Consider the following 25,289-nt stretch of genomic DNA (forward strand, 5'->3'; position numbering starts at 1 on the left):
TGCACACAGCGCTAAGGGCCGCTGGCGATGCGCGAGGCGTGTACGGACATCTGGGGGATTTCCGTGACTTGCATACTGCGATAGGAGTGCAGGGATTCGAGGTGGTTTATCGGTGCCCGCTGAAGCGTTGCTACGGGCGAGACCGCTCACAGGTGACCGACGAACCTCCCCGTTGCGCTATCAACGGGCAGCACCTGGTACGCGAACGGTTGCCCTGACATGGGCGAACTATGGGCGGAACTCGGAAAGAAGCTCGCCGACCGGTGGCTGACGCTGCTGGTCCTGCCCGGCGTTCTCTACCTCGCGGTCGCGGCGGCCGCCTTGATGGTGAACCACTCCCATGCTTTCGACGTCGGCCTGCTGACCCGACAGATCACAGACCGCGCCAAGAACCCCGCCGTCACCAGCATCGGAGGCCAAGCAGTTCTGCTGGGCGCAGTTCTGGTCGCAGCCGCCGTAGCAGGGCTAGTCGCCCAAGCGCTCGGCACATTCACCGAACGCATCGCGCTGGCAGCCGAGTGGCAATCCTGGCCTGGGCCCATCCGCGCCCTAGCCCGTCAGCGGATCAAGAACCGCCGCAGCCATTGGCTCGACGCCCACAAGACCTACCACAGCGAATACCGCAAAGCGCTCGCACCCAACCCCGCCGATCGACCCGACCCGGCCACCCGGCACCGCGCCGCCAACAGACGAGCAAAGATCGCGGTGGAGTTGCCCGAACGGCCCACCTGGAGCGGCGACCGTATCCACGCCGCCGCAATGCGGCTCGACCGCGACCACCACCTCGACCTCGGCTCCGTCTGGCCCTACCTCTGGCTGATCCTGCCCGACCCCGCCCGGGACCAGATCGCCCAGGCCCGCGCTGCCTTGTCCCGCGCGACCACCCTCGCCGCTTGGTCGCTGCTCTACCTCGTCCTGGCGATCTGGTGGTGGCCAGCAGCTCCCCTCTCTGCTGTCATCGCCGTAATCGCTCACCGCCGGATCCGTACCACCACCGACACATATGCCCATCTCCTGGAAGCCACCACCCGCCTTTACTCCACCGCCCTCGCCGCCCAGCTCGGCATCACATTCACCGGACCACTCACCCCAGAAATCGGCCACACCCTCACCTGGCACCTCCAACACATCCCACCCCTGAACCCAACATAAACAGAGCCCACAACCGCCACAGCCATCCGAAGCCGGCAACCCCCTGAAGCCGTAAAGACGACGGCGATCGCTGGTTCCAGCCCCAGGCGGCTCAAGTGACCGCGGTCGGTGCCGGATGGCACGATCACCCGGCACCGACCACCACATGATCGCCCCTTTATCTACCTTCCTGACACGCTGATCGCTATCGCGCTGACTCCGGTCTCGGCCAGGCCGCAAACGGCAGTGAACCCCGCAGCGCAGGCGGCCACTAGCAGATGCCGATCCGCCCAGGTTGGGGTCCCACCGACAGTTAAATACGCAACCCACCAGTCCGAAACCCAGCCGTGCCGCCGTGCTGCCGTGACCGGCGTGTGATACTGCGGGTGCGGCGACGGTGCGGGGTGCCGCCGCGCGGCGACTGCAGATTGAACCACAACCTGGTTCAGGACCTCGGTGCGGCCGTGCGTCTGTGCCACGCTTCGTCGAACGGGTGCGGGTACTGCTGCGCCAGCCGGGACAGTACAGCGCGGGCGGTGCTGGCCTCCCGTTGGATCGGCAAGCCGAGCTCATCGGCTCGGATCTCGTCGGCGACCTCGTCTGAGTTGATGCTGCGGTAGCGCACGAGAGGCCCGCCCAGAGTCAGCGTCTCGTGTCCGTCGCTGTGGGCTTGTTCGGCTATTTCTCGCAACGTCGGCATCGCCACAGCCGACAAGTATTGCCCATTGGCCGCACCGTCGGGCGAGGTCATCCAGAGCCGGGCACCTGGTCACCGCGTGGGGCGAGAGGATTCACGCATTCGATTCGATGTCCCCAGGGGTAGGTAGAACAGGGCGTGGCCCGCCGGGGGGACGTGCTTTACCGGTGCCGCGAGGTAGTCGCTGAAGGCTAAGGCCCCACCAGGCTTGGTCACTATCATTCCGCAACGTCGATAGAACTCGTCCAGGCCGACTGTGGCCGTGTCGAACTGTCCGAAGATAATCGGGACGCGAGCGCGCCGTGCGGTCGCGACGGCCTCCCGTAGTAGGGCGCGGCCAACCCCGTAACCGCAGTGTTGGGGTATCACCGCGATGGCGCGAATCATGATGGTGTTCAACCCAACATGAACGACTGCGTGTGGACCGTGCGCAGCTACTTGAAGCGCGAGCGGTATCGGTGGTCCGGCGATCAGTCCGCCGATGATGCGCCCGTCTGCGACCGCGACCAGCGCCATCGTTCGTGCTGCTGCCAGGGCAGCGACACCGCCACGCCCGAGGGCGCTGTGCTCCGACGGCAAAGGCCCACCGTTCAACGCGGCCGAGAGCAGTCCGGCGTCGTTGAGGTCGGCGAGGTGTCGGGCGGCGGCGCGAGCGCCGGTGTTGCCCGCCAGCTCATGCCACTGCCGGAACTTCAGCATTTCGGCGCGGCCTCGGGCACGGCGGATCAGCACCGGCTGCCGCTGTCCTTGGTAGGGGTCTGTGGTTTGTGGGGATGCTGAGGGCACGGGAGTCTCCTTGTCGCGGCGGTAGGTCTGGTGTGTTGTGCCGTGATCGGTTGCCGCACATCGCCGAGCAGTTGAGTGGGCAGGGGGACGGCTGAGGGGACGGGGTTTTCATTGAGGTCGCCAGGTGCTCACGCCGTCGATGTCGGTGACGGATCCGAGTTGCACGTCGGCGAAGTGGAGTCCGAACCCGAGGGTGTAGGGGGCGGTGAGTTCGTCGAGGAGCCATTTGGCGGTGCTCATCGATTGGGCGGGGTCGTCATCGGCTGCCGCGGTCAGGTGCGGGTGGCTGACCTGGATGGGGGTTTGCATGGCATCCCCGAATGCGATGAGGCGGTGTCCGCGTGAACTGACCACGAACCCGGTGTGTCCGAGACTGTGTCCGGGTGTGGCGAGGGCACGCACGCCGGGGAAGATGTCCTCGCCATCGGCGATCGGGTTGACGTGGTCTGCGAATACCTCAAGCATCTGTTGGCTGATCCCGTCCGTGACCGCGAGGTCGCGGGTGTCCCATTCGGTGTCCCCGACCAAGACCGGGGTATCAGCGAACGGACTGGTGGGCGTGGTTTGCCACAGCCAGCCGATGTGGTCGAGGTGCAGGTGGGTGAGCGCGATCAGGTCGATGTCGGCAGGTGTTTTGCCTACGGCGGCAAGGCTTTCCAGGAGTTGTCCACCGGACATCAGCCCGTACGGTGTCGGGATCTGCGATGGTCCGAATCCGGTATCGATGAGCAAGCTCTGGTCGCCGTGCTCGATGAGCAAGCCGCCGATGCTGGCGGTGAGCTCACCTTCGGCGTTGAGTAGGGCGGTGTGGTCGCGCCACAACTGTTCGCTGGATTCGGGGAGCCAGGCGCGGGGGTCGAGGGTCGCGAAACCGTCGGGTAGATAGGTGGTGCGATGGTCGCCGAACTCGAAGATGCGCAAGGCGCCAGGACGGGTCAGGCGGTTAGGGCTGATTGTTGTCTTCAACGGATCTCCTTCACGATGTGTACGGGCAGGCCGACGGCGGCGCCGACCGGGGTTGGGCGCGTGGGGGTTGGGGTGGCGGTCCTCTTGGCTGCGGCCGGGCGGGCGGGTCACGGGCGGGTGGGCGAGGTCGCTATGTGGGCCACCACAGCGCTGACGCCGATACATGGGTGCATGGGGTCCTCACAATGAATATGGATGTCGGCCAACCAGAATCGGTTCCCTCGCCGCTAGGGATCGGGTCCGGCGTCGTGGTGCGCTTCGGGCGCGGTGGTCTCACTGGCGAGGGTGTCGATTTCGCAGTCCCAGCCATAGGACGTTGTTTGGGGTAGCGCGTCGGCGATCGCTGCGTTGATCTCGGTCCCGTGGGATCGGGATTGGTCGGCCAGTGTCGTATGCAGGGCGTGGCGGGCTTGTTCGAGTAGTGCTTTCGGTGTCGGGGGTTGCTCGGCGTCGGTGCCGGTTGCGGTGGTGTTGGTGTCGCGGTTGGTGCGGCGCAGGCTGGTCAGTGAGCGCCGCACGGCGGCGGCGATGGTGGGGGTGCTGTAGCGGCGTCACGGTGGATCCAGGTCCTCGAGGCGGTATTGCAGGTAGTGGCCGAGTCGGTGTTCGAGGTCGCCGACGGCGGTGTGGAGTGTGCGGGCGCGTTGTGTGCGGCCCATCCCGATCGAGGTGGCGGTAGCAGCGGCGCGTGTCCAGAGCGCTTGCATGTTTCGCCGGACCTGTTGGGCCGCGGCAGGTTCGGGTTCACCGGTGACACCATTGGTGGCGAGCAGGTGTTCGCGGGCGACGGTGATCGCGGCCATGTCGGTGAGCTGGGTGGTGTCGGCGATGACGCGCACGATGCTGCGGCGCTTGGGTTTTGGGTGTGGTGTCGGGAGCAGTTGCTCGTCGGTCCACGTGCCGTCGGTCTGACCGATCCGGCGCGCGAGATCGACCCAGCTGCGTGGCAGACCGTGTGCGCGGGCCTGGATTTCGGTCAGGTCCCGGGCCCGGTCGAGGGCGTTGATTTGGGCGAGTATGTCGATTCTGGTGGTGGTGTCGGCCGCTGCGGACTGGGTGTTGTGCCGTAGTCGGGCGGCTTGGGCGGCGAGCTGGTGGATGCGGTGCAGCATTCGCGCCTGTTCGGCTGCGATATCGCGAACGCGTGGCGCTGGTCCCGGTGAGGTCATGGCTCGGTTCCCTCGACCGGCGACAGGAATTCCGGGGCCGAAATCTCCCGGTCGATGGTGGTGTCGAAGCTGAGGGGGTCCGCGCTGGGTGCGTGGCTGAATAGTGTTGCCTCGATGACGGTTTCGGTGTCGGCCTCGGCGCTGTTGGTCAGGTTCGCGGCAGTGATCGCGGTGTCGATGCTCTCGCCGGTGATGGCGGCGGATCGGAAAAGCTGCTGTGGGGCGACGAATCGGGCGTCGATCGCGACGACCAACTGTGGATGCTGTGGCAGTGCCGCCGCGGATTCGGTCGTGATCCCGGCGGCGGCCAAGGCGATGGCTTGCAGTGCGTAGACACCGGTGTCGGTGTGTGCGGCGGCGTGCCAACGCTGCAAGAGTTCCTCGACGGGAACACCGTTGAGGGTTGCTGATCCGGCCTGTGCCCAGTCGGGGGTGGTGCCCCACAACTGTTGACCTTGCTCGGCGGTGAGGCCGAGCAGGTTCGCTATCCCAGTGGTCCGTTCGCGCAGGTTGCGTAGGTTGCGATCGAAGTCGGTGCGAATGTCGATCTCGGGTGCTGGGTTGATCTGGCGGTAGGCGAGGTCGAGGGCGCTCCACTGGCACAGCCGGTGCACGTCCGCGGTGAGGGCGGCCAGGATCGGGTCCCAGTCGAGGGTGTCGGGGGTGCGCAGGTATAGCTCGGGGCGCCAGGCGATGGCGCGTTCGCCGCGCTCACGCACGTGGTCGATCCACGCAGCGGGTACCCCGCCTGCGTGGGCGGCGTTGATCAGTTCCTCACGCAGGATCGCCCGGCCGTGGTAGTCCTCGAACCAGGACTGTGGTGGGTTTTGCCCGGTCTGCTGTTGGCGGCGAGTTGCGTTGGCCACCATGGTGTTCAACGCCTTCGTCTGGTTCTGCAAGGCTTTGAGCACTCGCGCCTGCACAGGGGTCGGCGTTCTCACGGTCGTGGTCCTGCTGGCGAGGCGGGTGCCAGGGCCCGGAAGTCGGGTCCCCATCCGAGGTGTTCGATCGGGGTTGTCGTGCCGTCGATGCCGAACCAGGCTGGCGCGATCGCGGTGTTGGGGAGTCCGGTGAGTTCGATGTGTCGGTGTGGGGTGCACAGGTGTAGTGGTCCTTGTGCGGCGTCGAGGATTCGGCGCATGTGCCGGTCGATGTGGCTGACGAACAGGCTCGACATGGCGGTCTTGTCCTCGGCGCGGCGCGCGGCTTCGAAGACGGAGTGGATGGCGGCGAAGCGTAGTACGACTTCGTGGTGGCGCCACCATTGCCGACACCACGTGTAGTGGCCTTCACGGTTGTTCGCGGTGACGCGGACAGCGGTGACCGGCAGCAGCCAGTCGGTCACGAAGTCGCTGTAATGGGCGAACAGCGGTTGTGGTTTCTCTTCGCTTCCGGTGCCCGCGTCCGGGGTGGGGGTTGGTGTGGTGCCGAACCAGTTCGCGGGCACCGGGTCCGCCGATAGCGAGGGCACGGTGTTGTGTTCGGTTCGGGTGCACCGGTACAGCGGTCCGTTCGCTGCGTCGAGGATGAGGGTGAAATGCGGGTCGACGTGGTTGAGGACATAGGTGCTGATCGCGCTGCCGGACTTGCTGCGCCGCGAGGCTTCGAAAGCTGCATGGAGGTGGGCGATGCGGACTGCGACAGAGCGGTGGCGCCACCATTGACTGCACCAGGTGTACGTGCCTTCCCGGTTCGCTTCGGCGAGGCGGACATTGACCATCGGCAGTAACCATGTGTCGGCGAATTCGGTGAAGTGCCGGTACGCCGGTGGCTGGGGCGGTCCTTTCAGTTTCGGGCCGGCTGCTGCGGGTGGGGTTGGTGCCGGGGTGTTCATGGCGCGCTCCCCGCAGTGCCGTCCGTGGTCCCGGTCGCCGGTGGGGTGACGGTTTCGGCGGTGGGGTCCTTGAATCGGTCCAGGGATCGCTGGATTTGGGGTGCGAGGTCGGGGTTGTGGTACCAGGGAACCTTTTTCACCAGCATCGGCCCGTGGTTCGGTAACCGGATGACGGCGCGGTCTTTGGGTAGCGCCCCTAGCTGGGCGACATCCAGGATCGGTTCGGAGCGCCAGGTTAATGATCGGGTGACTCCGCCGGGACCGTAGCTGCGGGAGCGCTCGGCCACGTCGTGGGGGCCGGTCATGCGTGACCAGTGTTCGAGGTAGTCCAGGGCGGCGATACCGCCGCCGTAGACCTCGATGGCTTGGGCGCGCATGATCTTCAACCCGTTCGCGCCCCACAGGGCTTCGCCTTGTTCGAGGACTTGCAGGATGGTCATCAAGATGATGCCGCAGCCCGCGCAGTAGGTGTAGTACTCCGGCAGCTCCGCGATGCGTGCGCAGTTGGCGGCTTCATCCAGCACCGCCAGCAACGGAACCGCCAGGCGCCCATCAGCTCTCGCGCGCGCCGTGGCAAGTGCGGCCTCGAGGATCTGTCCGATCAACGCCGCGGTCAGCGGGGTCGCGCTGTCGTGTCCGGCCATCGACAGCGCATAGAGGGTGTCGTTGCTGGTGACGAATTCCCGCGGCTGGAATTGCGGCAAGTCATGAACTGCCTCGCCGTCGCTGATGTCCAGGATCACCGTGTTGTTGGCCCCTTCGTGGGCTTTGATGACGCGCCGCTGTGGTGGGGTCACCATCCGCGCATAGCCTTCGTGGGTCAGCACATTGAGATACCGGCGCGCCATATCGAACAGACCATCCCGCTGACGGGCATACAGGCTTTGGGCTTCCAGAATCCGGTCCGCGGCACGCGGGTGGTCGTGATGGCGCAGGATCAACGCCGGGGTTTGGTCCTGGTCACGGCCGAGCCATTCCGCGGCGTGTATCAGATCCCCACCCGCGCATGCCGCCGCGAACACATACAGTGCCAGCAGCTCTCGCGCGCCGCCGTCGAAATAGGCGTCCACACGCGCGTTTTCGGCGTTCGAGTCGGCGATGAAGAACCCGCCCAGCTTCCGGGCGGCGGGCAAGGTCTGCACCTGTGCCAGCAGATCCACCCAGAACGAGCATGCGACCGTCCCGGTGACCGCCTGCAGATCACACAACCAGATCCGGGAACCCTGTTCTTCGCGCCCGCCGACGGTGTGGCGATACACATCAGGTTTGTTGGAGGTCGCCAGCACCGGCCCCCACCCCGCAAGGACCGCGGGCACCGCCCACACCATGGTCTTGCCGGTGCGCTGACCAGCTGCGATCACAACACCCATCTCCGCGGGCACATACAACTCGATCCCGCCCTGCACTGTTGTGCCCAGCGGTGGCCCTTTCAGGGCTTGGATTTGCGGTGGCGCATCCTTGAGCAATCGCGTTGCGGCGGCGGCGTTGTCGGCTTGGGTGGCCATGGTGATCTCGCCGGGGCGGTGCATGGTGCGGGCGGCGGCATCGATGCGCGGACGCGAGGCCACTGATCGCCACCCCACCCGAACCAGCACCGCGACCGGCACGGCCAACACGGCGGCTACGACGCTGGATTGCCACGGCCATGGGTGCTGACCGAGGGCCACTTGCAGCAACGCCACCACGGGGTGCCGGGTCACTGGCAGCCCTGCCCACCAACTACCCGCACTCAATGCCGCCCACGCCAGCAGCGCCAGCACCAAGACGGCCAGAAACAGCAGTAGCGCGGTGGTTTCGGGTCCCAGACCACCGACCCTGCGGCGGCGGGCCTCTCGTGTGGAAATCATGATCGCGAACTCCTCAAGTACGAGCACGAAGACGGATGCGGATTAGGTTGCGGGGCAGACAGATTCACTGAATCGCCTCCTCGATGACCTCGGTCCGGTGGCTGTCGGAGATCGGTTCGGCGGGTTCGGTGGCGGTGTCCCAGTCGTTGCCCGCGTCCTCGGGTATGGCGGCGTCGATGGCCGCGCCGATCGCGGCGCCACCGTCGCCGGTGGTGTCGGCGCCGATGGCGGGGTTCACGGTTGCGGGCGTCGAGAGTGTTGGTGCGGCTGCGGTTTCGATACTGGTGGGCGCGGCTTCGTGGCGGGCGAGCTGGTTGCGCAGATCGGCCACGACGCCGCGCAGAGTGGCGGCTTCGGCGCGGGCGTCGTCGCGTTCGGCAGTGAGCTGCGCGATGCGCCCCAAATGAGGGTGGGCCGGGCGGTCGCTCCAATACGTGCCGTCCAGACCCGCCCGGTAGGCGAGGTCGATATCGGAGTCCTCGACCCCGCCGGCGAGGGCCTCAGCACGGGCGCGCCGCACCTGAGCCAACAACGACTCCATGTGCTCGACAAGAGCTTCCGGATCCCCGATTGGTTCGCCCTGTCCATCCGCCACGCGCGAGTGCTCGGCCGTGAGGTCCTGCACTTCACGCAGCAGCGCCGCCTGGCGCGCCAACTGTTCGGTGCCGTCGCGGTCACCGAACTCTTCCTCCCAGTCCAGGGCTAGGTCGATCCCGTCGATGACGGCCCCCACCTCGTCCATGCTCAACAACTGCGCGCCCGGCCTGGCCCCCAACGCACGATCCACCGCACTCAACACCGGTCCGGTCCCCTGCGCCGAGGCCACCGGAGCATCTGGAGACGGTTGGGCTTGAGGGACGGTCGTGTTGGTGATGAGACGTAACTGCGGTCCAGGTGCGTGCTAGCTCGCCTGATCCTGGTTGGAGCCGTAGGCGATGCCGTCGGTGTGGCCGGTGATTTCACGGGCCTGGCGCAGGGTGCGCCAGCTCATGTCATCGACACTGCGATCACCAGCGTCGCGGGAGCGGGCGATGCTGTCGAAACCTCGCCGCGCGGCTTCGGAATCGGCTTCCCACGCCCCGGCAGCGGCGTCGATCTGCCCCCAAAGGGTGCGCCACTGCGGCATATCATGGTGGACCCACGGCGCGGCGAGCTCGACGGCATTATTCTCGAGCCGCGCAACATCTGCGGGTGTTTCGCCGAAGGGGGCGATCTCGCGCAGCGCGTAGTGCTTGGCGAAGTCGGCGCGTAGGTGCTGCTCGGTCTCAGAGGCCGCGTCGGCGTAGTAGCGGGGGTCCAGGTAGCCGCGCGGCTGTTCCAGCCACGTCACAGGTCCCGCCCCCACTCCGGCCTCGCCGCGGGATCCTCAGGCGGTGCTTCCGTTTCGGGCACCCATTGGCCACCGCCTGGGGTGTGTGATGTCGCGTCGATGGCCTCGCCGATATCGCGACCGGAATCGGCTGCACGGTGCTGGAGGTTCTCGTCGCCGACTTCGGCGTCGCCCATCGTTCGGCCTGCAGCGATGTCGCGGACAGCGTTGTCCCCCAGGAACTCTCGGACTTTGGTGTGGCTGGCACTGAGCTGGTGTTCGAGCCCTCGAATCTTGGAGTTTTGGCCGGTGATGTGTATGCGCAGCCGCATGACCTGCTCGTGGTACTGGTATGCCTGTCGTGCAGAGGCTTGGGCTTGGGCGTCGAGTTGTTCGATCCGGCCCAGCCAGCGGTGTGACGGGTGCGCCGCCCATGGCATGCCCTCGGTGCCCAGCAATTCGGCCGCGATGACATCGTCCTCGGCGACACCGTCGGCCAGCGCGTCACGACGCGCCTGCCCCAACGCCACGGTCAGGGCATCCAGCTGGGCTGGCACACCGTCACCGTGCTCACCCACCCCTGCGGTGTCGGCGAGCAGAGTTGTTGCCGCGGCAAGGTTTTGCACCTCCCGCAACCGGCGCGTGTAGAGCGCGTCGGCCGCATCGTCGGCGGCCGAGGACCGGCCCGCCTCGCTCGGCGTCCCGTCGATTCGCTCGGAGGACACGAACAGTTCCAGGGCAAGCTTTTCCACCTGCGCGGGGGATGTGTCCATCGCGAGTGGGGTCGAATCGGTGGGCGAGGATTGCCCTGCGGCGGCAGCTGTATCGCCCGGGTTCGGGGGTGAACTGGTTGTGGTGGTGGGTGTTTCGGGATTGTCGTGGAATGTGTTGTCGGACATCGTCTTTCGACCTCGTCGAAGTGGGCCGCGACGCCGAAGCGTTCTGGGGCGGCTGATTTCTGATGTCCCCGGCGGATTGTGTGGCTGCCTTGCCTGTGACCGGCACCTACGGTCAGCGAGGAAGACCCGGATGTTGCACGCGCTGTCGGCTGGTGCGCCGAGACCGATACGATCGTGGCGCGAATGTTGTTGCGGTGTCGATGGTTACGGTTCGGGACCGGCCTCCTTACGGGCGTGTGGTGACACCTCGGTGGTGGGGGTGGTTTCGCTGTGCCACTGCCCGACCAGTCCTGGTGGCAGTGCCTGCTCGATCGCAGCGGTCATCTCCCCTTGCGGGGCGAGAGCGGCGTCGATGAACTGTGTGCGGATCGCGGCGTAGGCGTCGGCGATCATCTGCTCCGGTGCCGGTGGCACGCTGTCGGCTCGCGGGATCGGATGCCCCTCGTCGTCGACCGCGACATACGGCGGCACCGGCATTCCCGGATCCGCGCTCATGTACTTGCCGAGTTCATTGCGGAGCCCGGTTTCGTCCTGGGCGCTGACGTAAGAGTTGTGGAGTTTGAGCCATCCCGCTCGCCCGATTCCCCACAACTGCTCGCCCTCGGCCACGCTCACCTGCGCCATGTGCGCGAACGCGGTCGCCCGCCGGTGATGCACACGCATATTGCGCTCGAAATGCCGCGCCTGGATAGCGGTGATCTCGAAGGTTGCCCGGCCGGTGGCGACGCGGTCCTGATAGGCCGCGGCCAGATACGCCATCCGCTCCAGATTCCACAGATCCGGGGCCATCATGTCGAACCAGAACCCGCGGACCTCACTCGATGCGCTCGGCAACTCCGCCTGCTGCGGCGATGTCGCGGTCCGGGATCCGAGCTCACGCACGTCGGCGATCCAGTCGGGGCTGACCCCAGCTTGCAGCGCTTGTTGTTCGAGGGCCTCTCGTTCGGCGCTGAGCGCTTGCAGGTGTGTGGTCCATTCCAGCTGCGGGTCGGGTCCGTCGTAGCCGTCGAATCCCAGCCGCGAGATCCGGGTGTATTCACCTTCGAGATGCTGGATTCGTCGCAGCAACTCGGTTTGCCACCGGGCGAGTTCACGCTGGTGTGCTGTCAGGTCAGGATCGGTCACGATCGAAACCCCCTGCTCCCGCCACCAATTCGATGTCCACCGGTGCCATCACAAGTCCCGGTCCAGATCGTGTGTCGAACCCGAGCCGGTGGCCGGTTCGCCGACCGGTTCACCGCCCCAGCTGCGGGTCAACTCGTCCAGCCGTGCTGCCGCGATCGCCTTCTCGCTGACTTGCCCGTCGGTGCGGGTGTCATCGCCAGAGGTGATGGCGAGCGCCTGTTGGGCGTGGTCGATCATCACCTGTGGTGTCGGTGGGAGCTCACCGGGGACGACGGCGCGGCCCGCTCCGCTGCTGTCGAGGGGGTGCATGTGGGTTCGGGCGTCGTACTCGATCCCCGGCCACGCTCGAGTGCGCCAGTGTTGTTCCAACTCGGTGTCGCTATAGCGATTGACCGTCGCCTCCACCAGAGTTCGCCAGGCCTGTGCGTCGCGGCCCCACAGCTGAGCGCGTTCGGTATCGGTGAGGTCCGCGGCGACGGCGGTGTCGGCGGCACGCACCCACAGCGCGGACATGTTGGTGTGGATCTGGCTCGCCGCGACCGGCTCGGATTCGGAAACAATCCCGGCCGCGATGCGGCGTTGCCGGTGCGCGGCAAGGATCGCGGCAGTGTGTTCGAGGGCCCAGACATCGTCGGCGATGCTGTCGAGCATCGCCTCGCGCGCCACGTCAGTTCCGCGGGCGGGCTCCGGCGGTGGTGGTTGGCGGGCGTTCCGGCGTATTCCGCGATCACCGAGGGCGCGGGCCTGCTCGATCATCGGTTCGGGAATTGCGTTGGCGCGGGCGCGGATCACGGCCTGGTCGCGTTCGGCGTCCAGTTCCCGCAGGTGGGCCTGCCACACATGGACTCGTGTGTCGTCGCTGCCGGGGGTGAGGTTGTAGTCGGGGTAGCCGTGATGCAGGACCCGCTGATGGTGGTACGACAGATCTTGTACCTGCTCGAGCAGTCGAGTTTTCCACGGCGGCAGCGACTCCCACGGTCGCGACGGCCCGGTCACTGCCACCTCCCTGGTCTACGAATCCGGTTGTGCTGCATTGTGGTTCGCAAGTTCATGCGTGACTCCTGTCGGGTTACCGTTCGATACCGCGCTCGGTGTTCACCTGCGACGCGGGCTGGTGCGGGCCATGCGGAAGACCTGCTTGGAGCCGGTCGCGCAAGGCACCGGCATCCGCGTCGGCGGCGGTGTCGCCGGTCGGGTCGGTGTCGGTGTCGATTCCTGCCGCGTCGATGGCCTGACCAATCGCGACGCCGGCGGCGCGGCTCGAGTCCGGATCGGTGAGGGTGGTGGCGTCGGTTCTTGCGATGTTGGGCGCGGTTGCGGCCACGGCGATGAGTTGGTGTGGTGAGGGTGGCATGTGCCCGGCCGCGTGCGCGTGGGCTAGGGATATCCCTGAGCTGGTCAGCGCTGCCAACCGCAGTTCCGCGGCCAGCAGCTGCGGCAGCGAGGCGTATTCGAGCCATCGGGCGCTCACGGTGTCGTTGTCATAGCCGTGCATCCGCGTCTGCAGGGTTTGGCGCAGACTCGTATCATCGGTCGACCACAGCTGCTCACGTTCGCTGCTGGTGATCTCGAGGGCGTGCGCTACCGCACCGATGTGGTTGCGTAGCACGGTCATTCGCGCGTCGAAAAACGACTCCAAATCCGGGTCGGCGGCACCGAATCGGTGATTATGGGCGACGCGGACAGCGACCATATCTTCCAGCTGATCCACCTGCGTCCCCAACCGAGCCAGCAGTCCCGCACGGTCTGCCACGGCGGCGTCGGGAATTACCTGATCGCCGCGCCAACGCAGCCCGTTGGCGCCGCGGGCCTGGACGTGATCGATCGCGTGTTGGGCGATCCCGATCGCGGTGGCCTGTTCGCGCATCAGCTGCCGGGACCGGTTCAGATGCCACAACTGCCGCCGCCACGCCGCGGTAAGGTCGGCGTCCCCCAGATTCGCGTGACGGGCGCGGTTTTCGACGTTACCGATCTCCACGGTGAAGTTCTGGATCGCGCGCAGCATCTGCACCTGAACCGCCGGAATCGCCAGGCCCGCAACCGAACTCGACCACAGCGGATCACTCACCACGACCACCCACCCGGGCAGTCGCTGCGCGATAGGTGTGCAGATCCGCACTATCGCTGTTCATGAATGCGATGGCGCTCATGGGTCTATGCCGTGCTTGGTGGTCAGTGGCAGTGGGTGCGATGGCGGATCGGTGACCTCGTCCAGCTGTGCGGTGTGGTTGTCGCTGCTCAGGCCCGCATGCTCGATCGCCGTGTGGATCACCGCCCCATCGGCTGCCCGCGCACCGGGCGCATCGGCAGCTTCGGTGGCGGGGGTGGTCGCGGCGTCGAGTGCGGTCTCGGCGAGAGCGATCAGCTCTTTCGGCCCAGGCGGCAGATACCCGGCCATGTCGGTGTCGTCGAAGGTGATCCCCGCTGAGCGCAGCACATCCAACGGCACGCTTTCACCGATCAAATTCGACATACTCGCCCGGCTGCGCCACTTCTCGGTCAGCGCCTCGTCATCGAGGCCTTGTGCCGCCGCGGTGGCCGCGCCGATACTGGCGCGGTCAGGCCACAACTGCGCGCGCTCGTCCGCGGTGAGCTCCACAGCGTGCGCGAGCGCCCCGAGGTGCTCGCGCAGAGCTTCCATGCTCGCTTGGAACCACATCTGTGGTTCACCGGTGTAGTCGCTGTACCGGTGGGTGTAGGCGGCGTGCACCGCGGCCATCTCCTCGAGCCGGCCGACCTGGGTGGCTAATCCGGCCAGCAACTGTGCGCGGTCGACGGCCTCAGCGGTGGGCATTGTCTGCTGGGGGTGCCACCGGATGCCGTTGGTGCCGCGCTGGCGGACGTGCTCGATCAGCCGCGGCGGCACTCCGATCGAGGCGGCCTCACCGGTGATGATGTCGCGGGCCTCGTTGAGATGTTGCAGTTGGTGCTGCCACCCCTGCGCGAGGTCCAAACGGTCCCAACCGAATCGGCCCCGATCAGCGGTATTGCGGATATAGACGCTCATGTTCTGAATCGCGGTCAGCAACGCCTGCTGGACTGGCGGTAACGCCGATGCCGATTCGACCATCACAACCACCCGCCCCCGTCGTCGACGCAGCGGCCAGTCCTCGACCCCGGGGCGCTCATCGTTGGATCCCCACGTCCACACCGAGCACCTGCCCAGTCGGCGCCGGACCGAGGTCGGCCTCGATTCCGATACCGACCTCGCCGGTCAGTCCGGCGTCCTCGATCGCGGTGCCGATACCGTCCCCGGTATCGGCAACCACGCCCGAGCCGGGGTCGACCACATCGCCGAGGAGGTATTCGGCGTATACACCGATGGTCAGTTCCTCGGTCAGCCCGGCGACCGCATCTAACATCGGCTCCGGATACCGGGTGCGGGTCTCGACCTCGATCTCGTCGACCTCGACTGTCTCGACGTCGATATAGGGCAGGTCATCATCCGGGCTGGTGCCGTAGGGGACCATCGACACTCCCGGCTGCCCGGTGTCGGGGTCGCCGTCGAGATAGGTTTGCGGATCCGTGCCGGTGTCGTCGGTGAACCGCTCGTCATAGGCGCCGGCATGGGTGCGGTGCTGCTCGGACAGATCCGCGGTGTGATGGGCGGCGGCGAACCCGACCGAGGCGTGATGCGTTGCCGCGTCCTCGCCGCTCGTGGTGGACAAGGTCTCGCTGAAACCGGCAGCGCGGCGGCGGATGTCGATCAGCAGCTTCTTGTACTCCACGTCCAGGTCGTACAAGTCTTTCGCGTACTTCGCCCGGTCGGCGTACCCGTCTATCTGCAGCTGGTGGATCTCGTTTTTGCGCCGCTGCTCGGCCGCACTCTCATCGTCGCGACGCTTCAGATCCGCGTTGCCTCGTCGGATCTGCTCACTCTTGACCTCGATTTCCGCCTCGTTCAAGGCTTCGCCCCACCGCGACCGATCGTCGTATCCGTCCAATTGACGCTGGTGCACAGTCTCTTTGCGGGTCGCCTCGTCGAGCTTGGCTTGTTCGTCGAGTTCGAACAGCCGCTGTCCCTGTGTCTGGCGATCGGCGTAGCCCTGCAATTTCGCCCAGTGCAGTTGCCGGTCACGCAACTCACGAGCACCGGCGTCCTCCATCCGCTGCAGATGCTCTGCCACAGAACGGGACTCGCCGCCACGGCGCTGCAAGAAGTTTCCGACCATCGCCCCGGTCTGGAACGCCTGGATGAACCCTTGACGCACCGCCTGACCGCCCTCTTCGACCGGATCCCCACTCACCCGATCACCTCCAAACCCGCAACCAGCCACGGACCCGACAGGCCCGAACGGACGGCGTGCGCGTAGACCGCGAACCCCATCGCGGGGATGGTGTCACCCGGATACAGATCGACCGCGAGGACACGACTCATCGAGGTCGCGGTATCGGGTGGATGGTCATCGCCAGTGGTTCGCGCGGTGGCCGTCACGCTCACGAGCTGGGTGCGCCATCGCTGCCAGCGCGCCGCGGTGATCGGCGTGAGCACCGTCGCCGCCGATTCACCAGCGACGGCGAACTCCGCTGTCAGTAACGGTTTTGCATTCTGGAACGCGACGCGTTGATCGGCCTGGATATCGGGTCGATAGGTGAAGACCGCCGAGATAGCGGCTGCCAGCACGGCCCCACCCGAGCACGGATCGACCGTGGTGTAGGGCGCAGCGAATGCGGTTGCGGTGCTTGCTGTCTGGTTGCCGATGGCGGGTTCGTGGTCGCATCCAGCAGCCAGGACGGTGGTGCTCATTGCCGCTACCACGACCAGCGCGCGGGGTCGGATGCCGCTCATGTCGGGATCCGGTGCTGGATCAGGGTGCCCAGGTCGATGTGGCGCCAGTCGACGGGGCTGGTGGCGGTGGATTGTTCATGGGCGGGGTTGTGGTCCGGGTCGGTGATCAGGTCCAGCACGAGTCCGGCGATGAACGCCGCCTGTTTCAGGTTCTCGGGCAGGTCGCTGCTTCTGCGCGCCAGGATCAGGTGCAGTGTCGCGACCGGGGCGCCCCAGTCGTGGCGGGCTTGTCCGGCCAGCCAGATCGCATGGCGGGCAGCGGTTTCCAGGCCGTCGGCTTCGGATTCGATCACCGTGGGTGGGGTGAGGTCGTCGAAGCGCTGCCGCCAGATCACTTGTCCGTCGGCGCGACACAGCGTGAACTGCTCGGTCGTGGCGGCCGACCACAACAACAGGTGTGGTCCGCGTGTTCCGCGTTCGACCAGCCTGGCGTGGGCTTGCTGACGTGCCAGTTCGTTCTCGCGCAACCGCGTGTAGTCGATCCCCGCTTCGGTTCGCAGCGCGGCAGTGAAATCGGCGAACAGTCCCGGGCTGCTGAATCGGTGTTCGGCAGCGACACGGTCCAGCTGCCGGTAACTGGTGCAACCGCGCAGCTCACGCGCCAAGATCCGCACCACCAACTGCGGGAGGGTGAGTGCGTGTGCGTCAGCGGGGGTCACAGTGGGCGTGACTGTCATTGGTGAGGGCTTTCTCGTTGGCGGGTTGGCTCGTTGCTGTTCGGTTCGATTGCGGTGCAGCGGTTTCACCTGGTCCGGTCATGGGCCCGGGTCCGCAATGGGGGACGGCTGCCTCGCTGTGTCGTGTGTGGTGTCGCCGCCGAGGTCCTCGCCCTGCCAGGTACGAGTCGTACTGCCCGGCAGCGCGGCGTCAACGACGTCGCTGATCGCGGTGGCGCCATCTGTCCCCAGATCGGAGGCGATGCCCATGCCACCGCTCCTGGCGCCTGTGAGCCACGCTGTTTCAGCGGCCTTGATCAGCTCACCGGGGCGCGGTGGAAGTTGGTGTGTGGCGGCGTCGCTGAGGCTGATCCCCGCCATATTCAGGGCTTCGACTCGCACGTGGGCGTCGCTCACCGCGGTCGTCTTCGTGTGCGTTCTCCACCGTTGAAGCAGTTGCGATGCGGCCTGATCGCGGGTTGACCCCAGCACCGATCCCCACGCGTCGCTGCTGGTGAACCACCATCCCGCGACCTCGGTCTCGGTCACCTCGAGGGCGATAGCGACCATCGCGACCCTGGCCCACTGCAACCGCAGGTGCTCGTGGAATCGGTCGGCGAGATCGCCGGGGACAGCGCCGAAGCGGTCCACGCAAACCGTGTGGGTGGCGGTCATGTCGTAGAGCAGCGCCACTTGCTCGCGCAGGTGCGCCAGCAACTGTTCGCGATCTACCGCGGCTGCGGGCGGCAGCGGCTCACCGCCGCTCCAGCGTGCTCCGGTGTTTCCGGCGTTCTTGGTGACGGTGATCCAGGTATCGGGCACCCCGATAGCTCGAGCTTGTTCCTCGACCAGCTGTGATGCCACCGACAGTCCGCGTAAGTTGTTGCGCCACTTCCTGAGCTCGCCGCCACTGGGGCCGTCGGCGAGCTGAGCCACATCGGCGGTGACGTTCTGGATCACCTTCAGCATTCCCAACTGAACCGCGCTGGCCGCGCTGCCATCCGACGCCGGGGCAGTCATAGTCGAGGACCCGAACTAGCTGGCAGAAACCATGTTTCAGATCCCGGGTCCGCGATCTGGATGTGCCGTGATCTCTGGTGTGTATGCGGATCGGCTTCGTACCCGGCTTGTGCGATAGATCCTTGGGCAGCCCTAGATTTCGTGTCCCGCCGCGCCGATCCTGGACTGAGCATGTGGTCGGTCATCGCGAGAACCCGCGATCTCGTGACGTGCCCGCCTGGGAGTCGGTATCGGGGCATCTCGCCTGATACCCACTCGGGCTCCGGTCCGAAATACATCGCTGCCTTCAGCGCAGATCTGCGCTGAAGATGCTGCTCTTCGAGTCCCGCGGCGCTGTCGCCGACGGGCGGTTGTGGCGTTGTCATCCGAGTACTCTCTTGATTTTCTCCGTTGCGCGAACTTGCTGCGCGGTATGGCCGCTGGTCTTCGTTGTCATCGATGGCGTTGTCCCGCTTCGTGGTTCGCCGAGACCTCGGTCGTGGTGGTGGAGGGCGGGGTGTATCTGCGCACGTCCATGTGCTCGCCGGTCCATGCACTCAGTGGGGTGAGGGTGACGGTTTGCCCGGTCTGCGGGCTGTGCAGCAGCAGGTCTTGACCTTGTTCGTTGCGGCCCGCGTAGATCCCGACATGGTGGGAATCCGTGGCGCCGGGTTCGGTGAAGAACACCAGGTCTCCCGGTTGTTTCTTGTCGAACGGCACCGGCTGTGCAGACGGATGATCTTGCTGAGCTTGGGTGTAGTGCGGCAACCGCAACTGCCCGCCCGAGGCCTGATAGATCGCGTACAAGGTCAACCCGGAGCAGTCGAATCCGCCGCTGGTCGGGCCATTGGCGTCCCCGCCACCCCATACGTACGGGGTGCCGATCCAACGTCGGGCGGCGTCGATGACCGCTTGCGCGAACGAACCGGTTGGGGTATTGGGTGCACCGGAACCGTTGCCACCGCATCCCGTTGGCTGTTGCCCTGCCTGCGGTGCGGGCATCGAGGCCGGGTCGATGTCGGCGAACATCGCATACAGCTGACGGGCGAGGTCGAGTTGCCCGGCGTAGGCGGCCGGGGCGGATTGTTCGATGGCTTGCGCGAGCTCGGCCGGGGGCATCTGTTCGGCGCCAGCGGTTTTGGTGGCTCGGTCGTAGAACCAGTTGATCTGATAGGTCGGATCCATCAATCGGGCGATACCGACCGATCCCCATAGACTGACCCGCATCTGGTGTGGACCGACACTGTCGTGGTCGTGGCCGACGCCGTCGTTGCTGTAGGACAGTGATTCCGGCACAGACGAATTCGCCAAGTTGCGGAACGTCGACTCGGTGGCTTGGGCAGCCAGCTCGGCCACGATTACTGATTCGGGCACCTGCCGCTGTTTGCCGATCGCGACACCATTGCGGGCCAGTTTCAGCTGGGCTTCGTTCAGCCCAGCCACGCCGGCCTTTCCCGATCCGGCCTCCCCACCGGCGGAGCTGGGTGCTACTGTCGCCGCACACGAGGTCGCTGGGTCGGCTCCGACAAAGATCAGCAACATCAAGATCAGGGCGACCGGCAGCGACATTGCGACTGCTGCAAGGGTTTTCGAAGAATTCACCACTGTTCACCTGCCCGCCTCCTGGGTGGTTCCGATGTTCTGGAAGCGACGGTTGGTGTTGTGGATGTCGGATTCGCGCTCGGTTCGTGTGAAGGTCAGCCGGAACGCGATTCCGGGTTCGCCGGATTCTCCGGTTTTGAGCAGGAAGCATCCGGTGCCCGGTGGGGTTTCGCGGGTGTCGGTGTCCTCGTCGCTGGGTGGACGTGGCGCTGCCCAGGAGGTGACCAGTAGTTTCTCGGTTTCGGTGATCCCGACCGCGGCACGGATACGGTTGATCTCCTCCGGCCCGACGGGGCCGATGATTTTCGCGCGGGCTCGTTCGAAGAAGCCGAGCGCTTTGGATACTGCGGCAACAGAATCGAAAGCAGCCAGGTCTCTAATGGTGTGACTGCACATGATCAACCCGGTACCCAGGACACGGTTGAGTCGGGTGAGTGCATCGACGCGGTCGACCATGAACTCACCGACCCCGAGAACGCGCCAGATTTCGTCCATCACGACTTCGTAGGTGCGTTTGCGGGCCAGTCCGGCATCGGCGAGGGCGTGTGCGGCGGCGACAGCCCCGAAACCTTGGGACCAGCACACCATCAGCACCGCCGCCAGCAGTTTGGTGTCGCCTTCGGGGATACGGGAGACATCGACACAGATCGCGGGACTGTCCAGGTTCAGGGGTGTGCTGGTGTGGCCATCGAAGATGGCACCGAACGGGCCCTCGACCAGTGCCCGCAGAGAGCGGCGCAAGGTTTTGGTGCTGGCCCGGTAGCTGCGGTCGTCGTCTTCTTCGGCGAACTGGCGCAACTGTTTCCCACCACCGGAGATGACCGCCAGCAGATCCGACAACACCGGCGGCGTGGTCGGGGTGAATCCGCCTGCGGGACTATAGAGTTCGCGAAGCCCCGCCGCGAGGAGGGTTTCTTCGTAGTCCGCGACGCGGCTGCCGCGTACGAGTTCGACCAGCCCGGCGACGATGTTGACTTGTCCGGCTTCCACCCGGGCGGCGACCTGGCGGCGCTGGTCCGGATCGGGCAGCCGGTTGATGATCTCTCCGAGCGCGCCGACATCGAGGGGGTTGAGGTGCCCGTGTCCGTAGCCGACGTCGATGACTTGCCCGCCCAGGTGTTCGACGAGGTCGCGGTAGTCGGGTTTGGTGTCGCCCATGCACAGCACGGTCTCCCCGGCCGCGACCGCGCCGGTCACCATCCGCCGGATCAAGCTGGATTTCCCGAAACCGTTGAGTGCCAACACGAAAGCGATCGGCGCGGTGATATATCCGCGGAGGAACCAGGACATCACATCGAAATGCACGGGGGCACCGGTGATGTAGTGGCTGCCGACCGGCGTGCCGACGATGGGGGCGCTGGCTCCGATCGCGAACGGCCACAACCCGGCGACCTGCACGGTGGTCGAACGCCATTCCGGCATCGACGCGACCACGGCGGCACGCCCACCCCCGAGGCCGGCGTAGCCGCGGTCGCTCAGCCGGGCCAGCGATCGCTGGAAGCCACCGTCGCGGTCGAGATCCTCGACACGGCGAGCCGCATTTACCCGGCGGTGATCATCTGCAGACATCGCCAACCTGGCACGTCGTCCACGCCACCCCGGCAGCGCCGCATCCGCTTCGACCTGGAGGCGCGCTGACGGTGTCAGCACCCGGATACCGGCGACATTGACCGTCTTTCGGCGCCGATCGGACTGGCGAGCGTTGCTGTTGGTCGTGCGGTTCGTGCTCATACCGAGACCCCCTTGGAGATGGAAGTGTGCTCGGGCAAGATCAACCCGATCCCCAAGCTGGCCGCGAAACTGCTGGCTTGCGACCCATAGCAGCGGCGAACTCCGAGCCGCGACGCGTCCGACATGCCCTGCACCGATGCTTCGATGCCGGGCAGGTCCGCCTCGAGATGGTCACTGACCGTGATCAACACACCGAATCTGGTCAACCCCGCGCCACGCGCTTGTTCCTGGCGGGCAGCGTTGGTGTTGCCGACCCGCAAAGACGCCGACGCCGACGCCATTCCACGTTCGGTCTGTTCAGCCGCGAGAGCGTCACGGAAGTCGGAGTCGACGAGTTTGGTGGCCTCTGCGGCCGAGTGCAGCCGGTACACGATGGCGACGCGTTTGCGTGGCACGTCCGCGCGGGGGCGCAGCAACTCTTCCAACCCCGATTCCAGGACCGCACCGCGCGGGGCGGCGTCCATTTCCCAGGTGATCGAGCGGGCCCCGTCATGCAGGTAGTGATCCCACCGATCCTGGTGTGCGATCGGGCCGGCGGTGTCCCACGATTGGGTGGTCGTGATCGTCGCCCCCGCGGATTCGACGTCACGCTGCGCTGCCAGGTCATAGCGGGTGCGGACCAGCCCGATCACTTCCCACGCGTGCAGCGGGGTCGCGGGCAACCCGGCCCGCGCCAGATGCGACAGAACCCCTTGCAGGCGTTGCCCGATCTCGCGGGCCTGTTCGGCATCATCGCGGCGGATGCGGCCTTTGCCGATCGCCCGGTAGGTCACCGCGATACGGGCCTCGATGCGCACACCGACCCCGCCGATATCGGCAGCCGCTTCCCGCATCACCGCTTTCGCGAATTCCGGGGCGTCCGAACGCACTAGCCGCGCGACCTCGCGGCGCTGCCGCAGCCGGGTCTCGACGACGTTCTCCAACACTGCGGTCACCGCGACGACTTCCCCGCCACGGCTTTGGGCGGCCAGGAACTGCCCGTAGCCCTGCACCCACGCATCGATCTGGGACTGGTCGACCAGTTCCTTGCCGCGCGGGATCACCCGCAGCACCACCGTGTAATGGTCGGTGCGGCGGATGTGGATCATCGCGAACCGCTTCCCACCCGCGGTCTCGTACTCCGAGAGCCGCGAATCAGCCAGCAGCCCAGGCAATCTCGCCGTCCCGGAGATCCGAGAAAAGCGCCCGGCCCGATACACCAGCTCACCGCGGGTACCTGCCATCGCGAACTGGGCCCGCAGCACGATCAATTCCCACCCGGTGCGGCCGCCCCGGCTCACGACCAGCGGGATGAACACCAGCGCGCCACCGCCGACCAGGACCACGGCCGCTGTCAGTGAGCGGGTGAGCATGAATCCCACCATCACGGTGATCACCAGTGCGAGCCCGAACATCGACGCACCCCAGGTGAGCCCGAAAAACCCCGCGGAACGTGGCTTTTCCCACCTGCCGTACATGCGCGTCGTCATCGCCGAACCTCCCCCGACACCGGCGCGTCCAGATCGAAACCACCATCAGCGGCGTCAGTCGCGGTGGCATCGACCGCCGAAACACCCTGGCGCGCAACGCCAGCCCCTGCCTTGGCGACCATGACGGCGGCACCCGCAACACCTGCGCCAGCCGCACCCGCGCCAGCCGCACCACTGCTGCTCGCGGACTCTGAGCCGCCACCGGGTGCTTTCGCGCCGGATGTCTCCGCGGGCGCGCTGGCACCACCTGATCCCGCAGAGGCCCCACCGCCACCCCCTCCATCACCGGCTCGAGCGCCGCCACCAGCCACGCCCCCGCCTCCGCCGTCCGGCATGGGACGTCCCCCGCCACCGCCCTCATCGGGTGGCGATGGGGAACCGCCGCCGCCACCGGGCGAGGATTCGCGCTCGCTGACCGGGCGCGCTTCGCCGCGACTTCGTCCGGCCGAGGACATCGCCGCCCCCAGCCCGGCACCAGCCAACGCCGCTGCGGCACCTCCCCCGCCACCGAGCGTCGCCACAGCCGGCGCGATCAGCCGCATCAGCGCGGGCAACACGATCGGCACCATCAACAACAGCAGCAAACCAAGCAGCACAAGTTGCGAATCCTGCTGCTGTCCATCACCTTTCGTCCCCGCTGCAGTGAATGCGATCGCATACACCAACGCGCCCACGGGTTTCCACAGCACGAACGCCAACGCCCAGGTCAACATCTTCTTGTAGGCCTGCGATCCCGGACCAGTGCCTGCCGCAGCAGCAGCGATCGGGATCGCTGCGACCACGAGGATCAGCAGCGCCTGCCGAACGACCAGCATCATCAGTTGCACGAGCATGCTGATGGTGCCGAGGACGGCGAGGATGAGCAGTGCACCTGACCCCAGACCGGAGTTGTGCTTCAGGTCGAAGTCCGCGAACCTGGACACCGCGCTCGTCAGGTCACCGCGAGTGGCGTCGAAGATCACCCACTTGGAGAACTGATCACCTGCACGTGTGCCTGCGGTGATGACGGCGGCGAACATCATGCTCGCGAAGACGGCTTTGCCGAATACCAGGAACGACTCCTGGGCCTCACCCGCCACGCCGCCACGTTTGGCCATCGCCAGCCGGGCCGCAGCAAACATGATGCCGCCCGTCATCAGCAACACTTGAAGACCGCTGGTGTAGTCGCCGATGGACCCCAGTACCGGCCCCGGCTCGCCGGTACTGGCCGCCAGCTGCGGGGACGGCAGGTTGAGCCACCACGTCATCACGACCCGCAAAAACTTCGCCACACCGTCGACGAGCGTGTCGATCACATCGTCGAAAGCCGACTTTGCGGCATCCCCAGCGGCCTGCGAACCTGCCTTGCCCAACTGGCAGACCGCTCCCGGGCCGCTAGGAATATCGCAAAGACTCGGCAGCTGCAGCTGGGCATGCCCTGGATCACGTAGAGCCGGTTTCGCTTCCAGGACGCTCGATCCGTTGGTCATGACACGGCCTTCCAAGGTGCGAAGTCAGCAAGCGAGGTGACGGGAACGGCTGGTGCCCAGAGGGTTTCGATGTCGTCGGGGACGCGGACCCGCCAGTCACCGTCGGTCCAGGTCATCGGCCATATGGAGTAGGCGACTCCGCCGATGGCTTTGGAGGCGATCTGGACGACCGCGAAATCTGGTCGGTATCCGGGCAGGATGCGGAATCCCTCGGGGACGACCACGTAACGGGCTGCGTCGGGGGTGTTCTTGCGAGAGCGCGCGAATCTGTCGATCAGCGCCTGGCCGCCGCCGAGGTATCGGTCTGCGACTATCTGCTGCCACACGCCCTCGGGGGCTGCCAACGCTCGAGCGAGTGCGTCGTAGGCGGCCAGTGCGGCACCTTGTGGCGTGTCAGCGAATCCAGAGGCCACACCAGCGGTCACCTCGGCGGGGCCGTCGCTGCCGGAGACCGGTAGGGCTGCACCGCCCCATCCGCGTTGCCATTGCATGCGTGCTGGTGGCGCGGTCAGGTAGTCGAGTCGATCGGGATCGGGTCGTGTTGCCGAGTCTTGTTCGAGTGCAACGCCTTCGTCTCGGACGGTGGCCTCGAGTCGGTTGCCAAACATGTCGATCGTCGGCGGACGCGACACCCCGGAGGGAGCCGGTGTGGCTTGCTTGGGTGTGGTGGGCCCGATCGGGTTGTCGCTGGGTCGTTGTGGGTTGGGTGTGTTGTCGGTGCCGGTGACGGCTAGCACGAAGGCTGCGGCTACGACGGCGGTGATACCGACGAGCACGATGATCAGTAGGCGACGAGATGCCATGGCACGCT

The 25,289-nt window shown here is 66.3% G+C and carries 25 protein-coding genes; 1 reads left to right on the forward strand and 24 read right to left on the reverse strand.

Annotated features, from left to right (window positions below; translation table 11 throughout):
* Positions 1 to 219 precede the first annotated feature (219 nt).
* Positions 220 to 1,152, forward strand: coding sequence for a hypothetical protein (locus ACFYOW_RS45475; protein ID WP_387297696.1), 933 nt, complete (start codon positions 220 to 222; stop codon positions 1,150 to 1,152).
* A 424-nt stretch (positions 1,153 to 1,576) separates the two neighbouring features.
* Here ACFYOW_RS45475 and ACFYOW_RS45480 read toward each other — a convergent pair whose 3' ends face one another.
* The 24 genes from ACFYOW_RS45480 to ACFYOW_RS45595 all read right to left on the reverse strand — a co-directional run bounded on the left by ACFYOW_RS45480 (position 1,577) and on the right by ACFYOW_RS45595 (position 25,281).
* The gene (locus tag ACFYOW_RS45480; protein WP_387297698.1) at positions 1,577 to 1,882 is read right to left on the reverse strand and encodes a hypothetical protein; all 306 of its coding nucleotides are present in this window, start codon (positions 1,880 to 1,882) and stop codon (positions 1,577 to 1,579) included.
* An 18-nt stretch (positions 1,883 to 1,900) separates the two neighbouring features.
* Positions 1,901 to 2,614, reverse strand: coding sequence for a GNAT family N-acetyltransferase (locus tag ACFYOW_RS45485; RefSeq protein ID WP_387297700.1), 714 nt, complete (start codon positions 2,612 to 2,614; stop codon positions 1,901 to 1,903).
* 108 nt (positions 2,615 to 2,722) lie between these two features.
* Positions 2,723 to 3,580 (reverse strand): MBL fold metallo-hydrolase, encoded by an 858-nt coding sequence (locus tag ACFYOW_RS45490; protein ID WP_387297702.1) that lies wholly within the window; start codon positions 3,578 to 3,580, stop codon positions 2,723 to 2,725.
* A gap of 227 nt (positions 3,581 to 3,807) precedes the next feature.
* Complete coding sequence (locus ACFYOW_RS45495) at positions 3,808 to 4,098, reverse strand: hypothetical protein (protein WP_387297704.1); 291 nt, start codon at positions 4,096 to 4,098, stop codon at positions 3,808 to 3,810.
* Between the two features lie 33 nt (positions 4,099 to 4,131).
* Positions 4,132 to 4,749: a hypothetical protein gene (locus tag ACFYOW_RS45500; RefSeq protein WP_387297706.1), complete on the reverse strand. Its 618-nt coding sequence runs from the start codon at positions 4,747 to 4,749 to the stop codon at positions 4,132 to 4,134.
* Positions 4,746 to 5,690, reverse strand: a complete 945-nt coding sequence (locus tag ACFYOW_RS45505) for a hypothetical protein (RefSeq protein WP_387297708.1) — start codon at positions 5,688 to 5,690, stop codon at positions 4,746 to 4,748. The genes ACFYOW_RS45500 and ACFYOW_RS45505 overlap by 4 nt, the downstream gene beginning before the upstream one ends.
* A complete protein-coding gene (locus ACFYOW_RS45510) occupies positions 5,687 to 6,583 on the reverse strand; it encodes a DUF4913 domain-containing protein (RefSeq protein WP_387297710.1) in 897 nt (298 codons plus the stop codon). The genes ACFYOW_RS45505 and ACFYOW_RS45510 overlap by 4 nt, the downstream gene beginning before the upstream one ends.
* Positions 6,580 to 8,430: a type IV secretory system conjugative DNA transfer family protein gene (locus tag ACFYOW_RS45515; protein WP_387297712.1), complete on the reverse strand. Its 1,851-nt coding sequence runs from the start codon at positions 8,428 to 8,430 to the stop codon at positions 6,580 to 6,582. The genes ACFYOW_RS45510 and ACFYOW_RS45515 overlap by 4 nt, the downstream gene beginning before the upstream one ends.
* 64 nt (positions 8,431 to 8,494) lie before the next feature.
* Entirely contained in the window at positions 8,495 to 9,256 is a 762-nt protein-coding gene (locus ACFYOW_RS45520) for a hypothetical protein (RefSeq protein WP_387297714.1), read from the reverse strand.
* 75 nt (positions 9,257 to 9,331) lie between these two features.
* Positions 9,332 to 9,760, reverse strand: coding sequence for a hypothetical protein (locus ACFYOW_RS45525; RefSeq protein WP_387297716.1), 429 nt, complete (start codon positions 9,758 to 9,760; stop codon positions 9,332 to 9,334).
* The gene (locus tag ACFYOW_RS45530; RefSeq protein ID WP_387297718.1) at positions 9,757 to 10,638 is read right to left on the reverse strand and encodes a hypothetical protein; all 882 of its coding nucleotides are present in this window, start codon (positions 10,636 to 10,638) and stop codon (positions 9,757 to 9,759) included. Before ACFYOW_RS45530 ends, ACFYOW_RS45525 begins: the two co-directional genes overlap by 4 nt.
* A 204-nt stretch (positions 10,639 to 10,842) precedes the next feature.
* Positions 10,843 to 11,763: a hypothetical protein gene (locus ACFYOW_RS45535; RefSeq protein ID WP_387297720.1), complete on the reverse strand. Its 921-nt coding sequence runs from the start codon at positions 11,761 to 11,763 to the stop codon at positions 10,843 to 10,845.
* Between the two features lie 48 nt (positions 11,764 to 11,811).
* Positions 11,812 to 12,759 carry a hypothetical protein gene (locus ACFYOW_RS45540; protein ID WP_387297722.1) on the reverse strand — a complete coding sequence of 316 codons (948 nt, stop codon included), beginning with the start codon at positions 12,757 to 12,759 and terminating at the stop codon, positions 11,812 to 11,814.
* Positions 12,760 to 12,832: 73 nt separating this feature from the next.
* Positions 12,833 to 13,831 carry a hypothetical protein gene (locus ACFYOW_RS45545; protein WP_387297724.1) on the reverse strand — a complete coding sequence of 333 codons (999 nt, stop codon included), beginning with the start codon at positions 13,829 to 13,831 and terminating at the stop codon, positions 12,833 to 12,835.
* Between the two features lie 78 nt (positions 13,832 to 13,909).
* Positions 13,910 to 14,833: a hypothetical protein gene (locus ACFYOW_RS45550; protein WP_387297726.1), complete on the reverse strand. Its 924-nt coding sequence runs from the start codon at positions 14,831 to 14,833 to the stop codon at positions 13,910 to 13,912.
* Between the two features lie 55 nt (positions 14,834 to 14,888).
* A complete protein-coding gene (locus tag ACFYOW_RS45555) occupies positions 14,889 to 16,010 on the reverse strand; it encodes a hypothetical protein (protein WP_387297728.1) in 1,122 nt (373 codons plus the stop codon).
* Entirely contained in the window at positions 16,007 to 16,552 is a 546-nt protein-coding gene (locus ACFYOW_RS45560; protein WP_387297730.1) for a hypothetical protein, read from the reverse strand. Before ACFYOW_RS45560 ends, ACFYOW_RS45555 begins: the two co-directional genes overlap by 4 nt.
* Complete coding sequence (locus tag ACFYOW_RS45565) at positions 16,549 to 17,229, reverse strand: hypothetical protein (protein WP_387297732.1); 681 nt, start codon at positions 17,227 to 17,229, stop codon at positions 16,549 to 16,551. The genes ACFYOW_RS45560 and ACFYOW_RS45565 overlap by 4 nt, the downstream gene beginning before the upstream one ends.
* Positions 17,230 to 17,307: 78 nt before the next feature.
* On the reverse strand, positions 17,308 to 18,228 hold the full coding sequence (locus tag ACFYOW_RS45570) for a hypothetical protein (RefSeq protein ID WP_387297734.1): 921 nt from the start codon (positions 18,226 to 18,228) through the stop codon (positions 17,308 to 17,310).
* A gap of 432 nt (positions 18,229 to 18,660) precedes the next feature.
* Complete coding sequence (locus tag ACFYOW_RS45575; protein WP_387297736.1) at positions 18,661 to 19,809, reverse strand: C40 family peptidase; 1,149 nt, start codon at positions 19,807 to 19,809, stop codon at positions 18,661 to 18,663.
* A gap of 6 nt (positions 19,810 to 19,815) precedes the next feature.
* A complete protein-coding gene (locus ACFYOW_RS45580; protein WP_387297738.1) occupies positions 19,816 to 21,540 on the reverse strand; it encodes a hypothetical protein in 1,725 nt (574 codons plus the stop codon).
* On the reverse strand, positions 21,537 to 23,009 hold the full coding sequence (locus ACFYOW_RS45585; protein WP_387297741.1) for an SCO6880 family protein: 1,473 nt from the start codon (positions 23,007 to 23,009) through the stop codon (positions 21,537 to 21,539). The genes ACFYOW_RS45580 and ACFYOW_RS45585 overlap by 4 nt, the downstream gene beginning before the upstream one ends.
* Positions 23,006 to 24,478 (reverse strand): hypothetical protein, encoded by a 1,473-nt coding sequence (locus ACFYOW_RS45590; RefSeq protein WP_387297743.1) that lies wholly within the window; start codon positions 24,476 to 24,478, stop codon positions 23,006 to 23,008. Before ACFYOW_RS45590 ends, ACFYOW_RS45585 begins: the two co-directional genes overlap by 4 nt.
* Positions 24,475 to 25,281: a hypothetical protein gene (locus ACFYOW_RS45595; RefSeq protein WP_387297745.1), complete on the reverse strand. Its 807-nt coding sequence runs from the start codon at positions 25,279 to 25,281 to the stop codon at positions 24,475 to 24,477. The genes ACFYOW_RS45590 and ACFYOW_RS45595 overlap by 4 nt, the downstream gene beginning before the upstream one ends.
* Positions 25,282 to 25,289 lie beyond the last annotated feature (8 nt).

Source organism: Nocardia sp. NPDC006982 (assembly GCF_042869435.1).
Lineage (GTDB): Bacteria > Actinomycetota > Actinomycetes > Mycobacteriales > Mycobacteriaceae > Nocardia.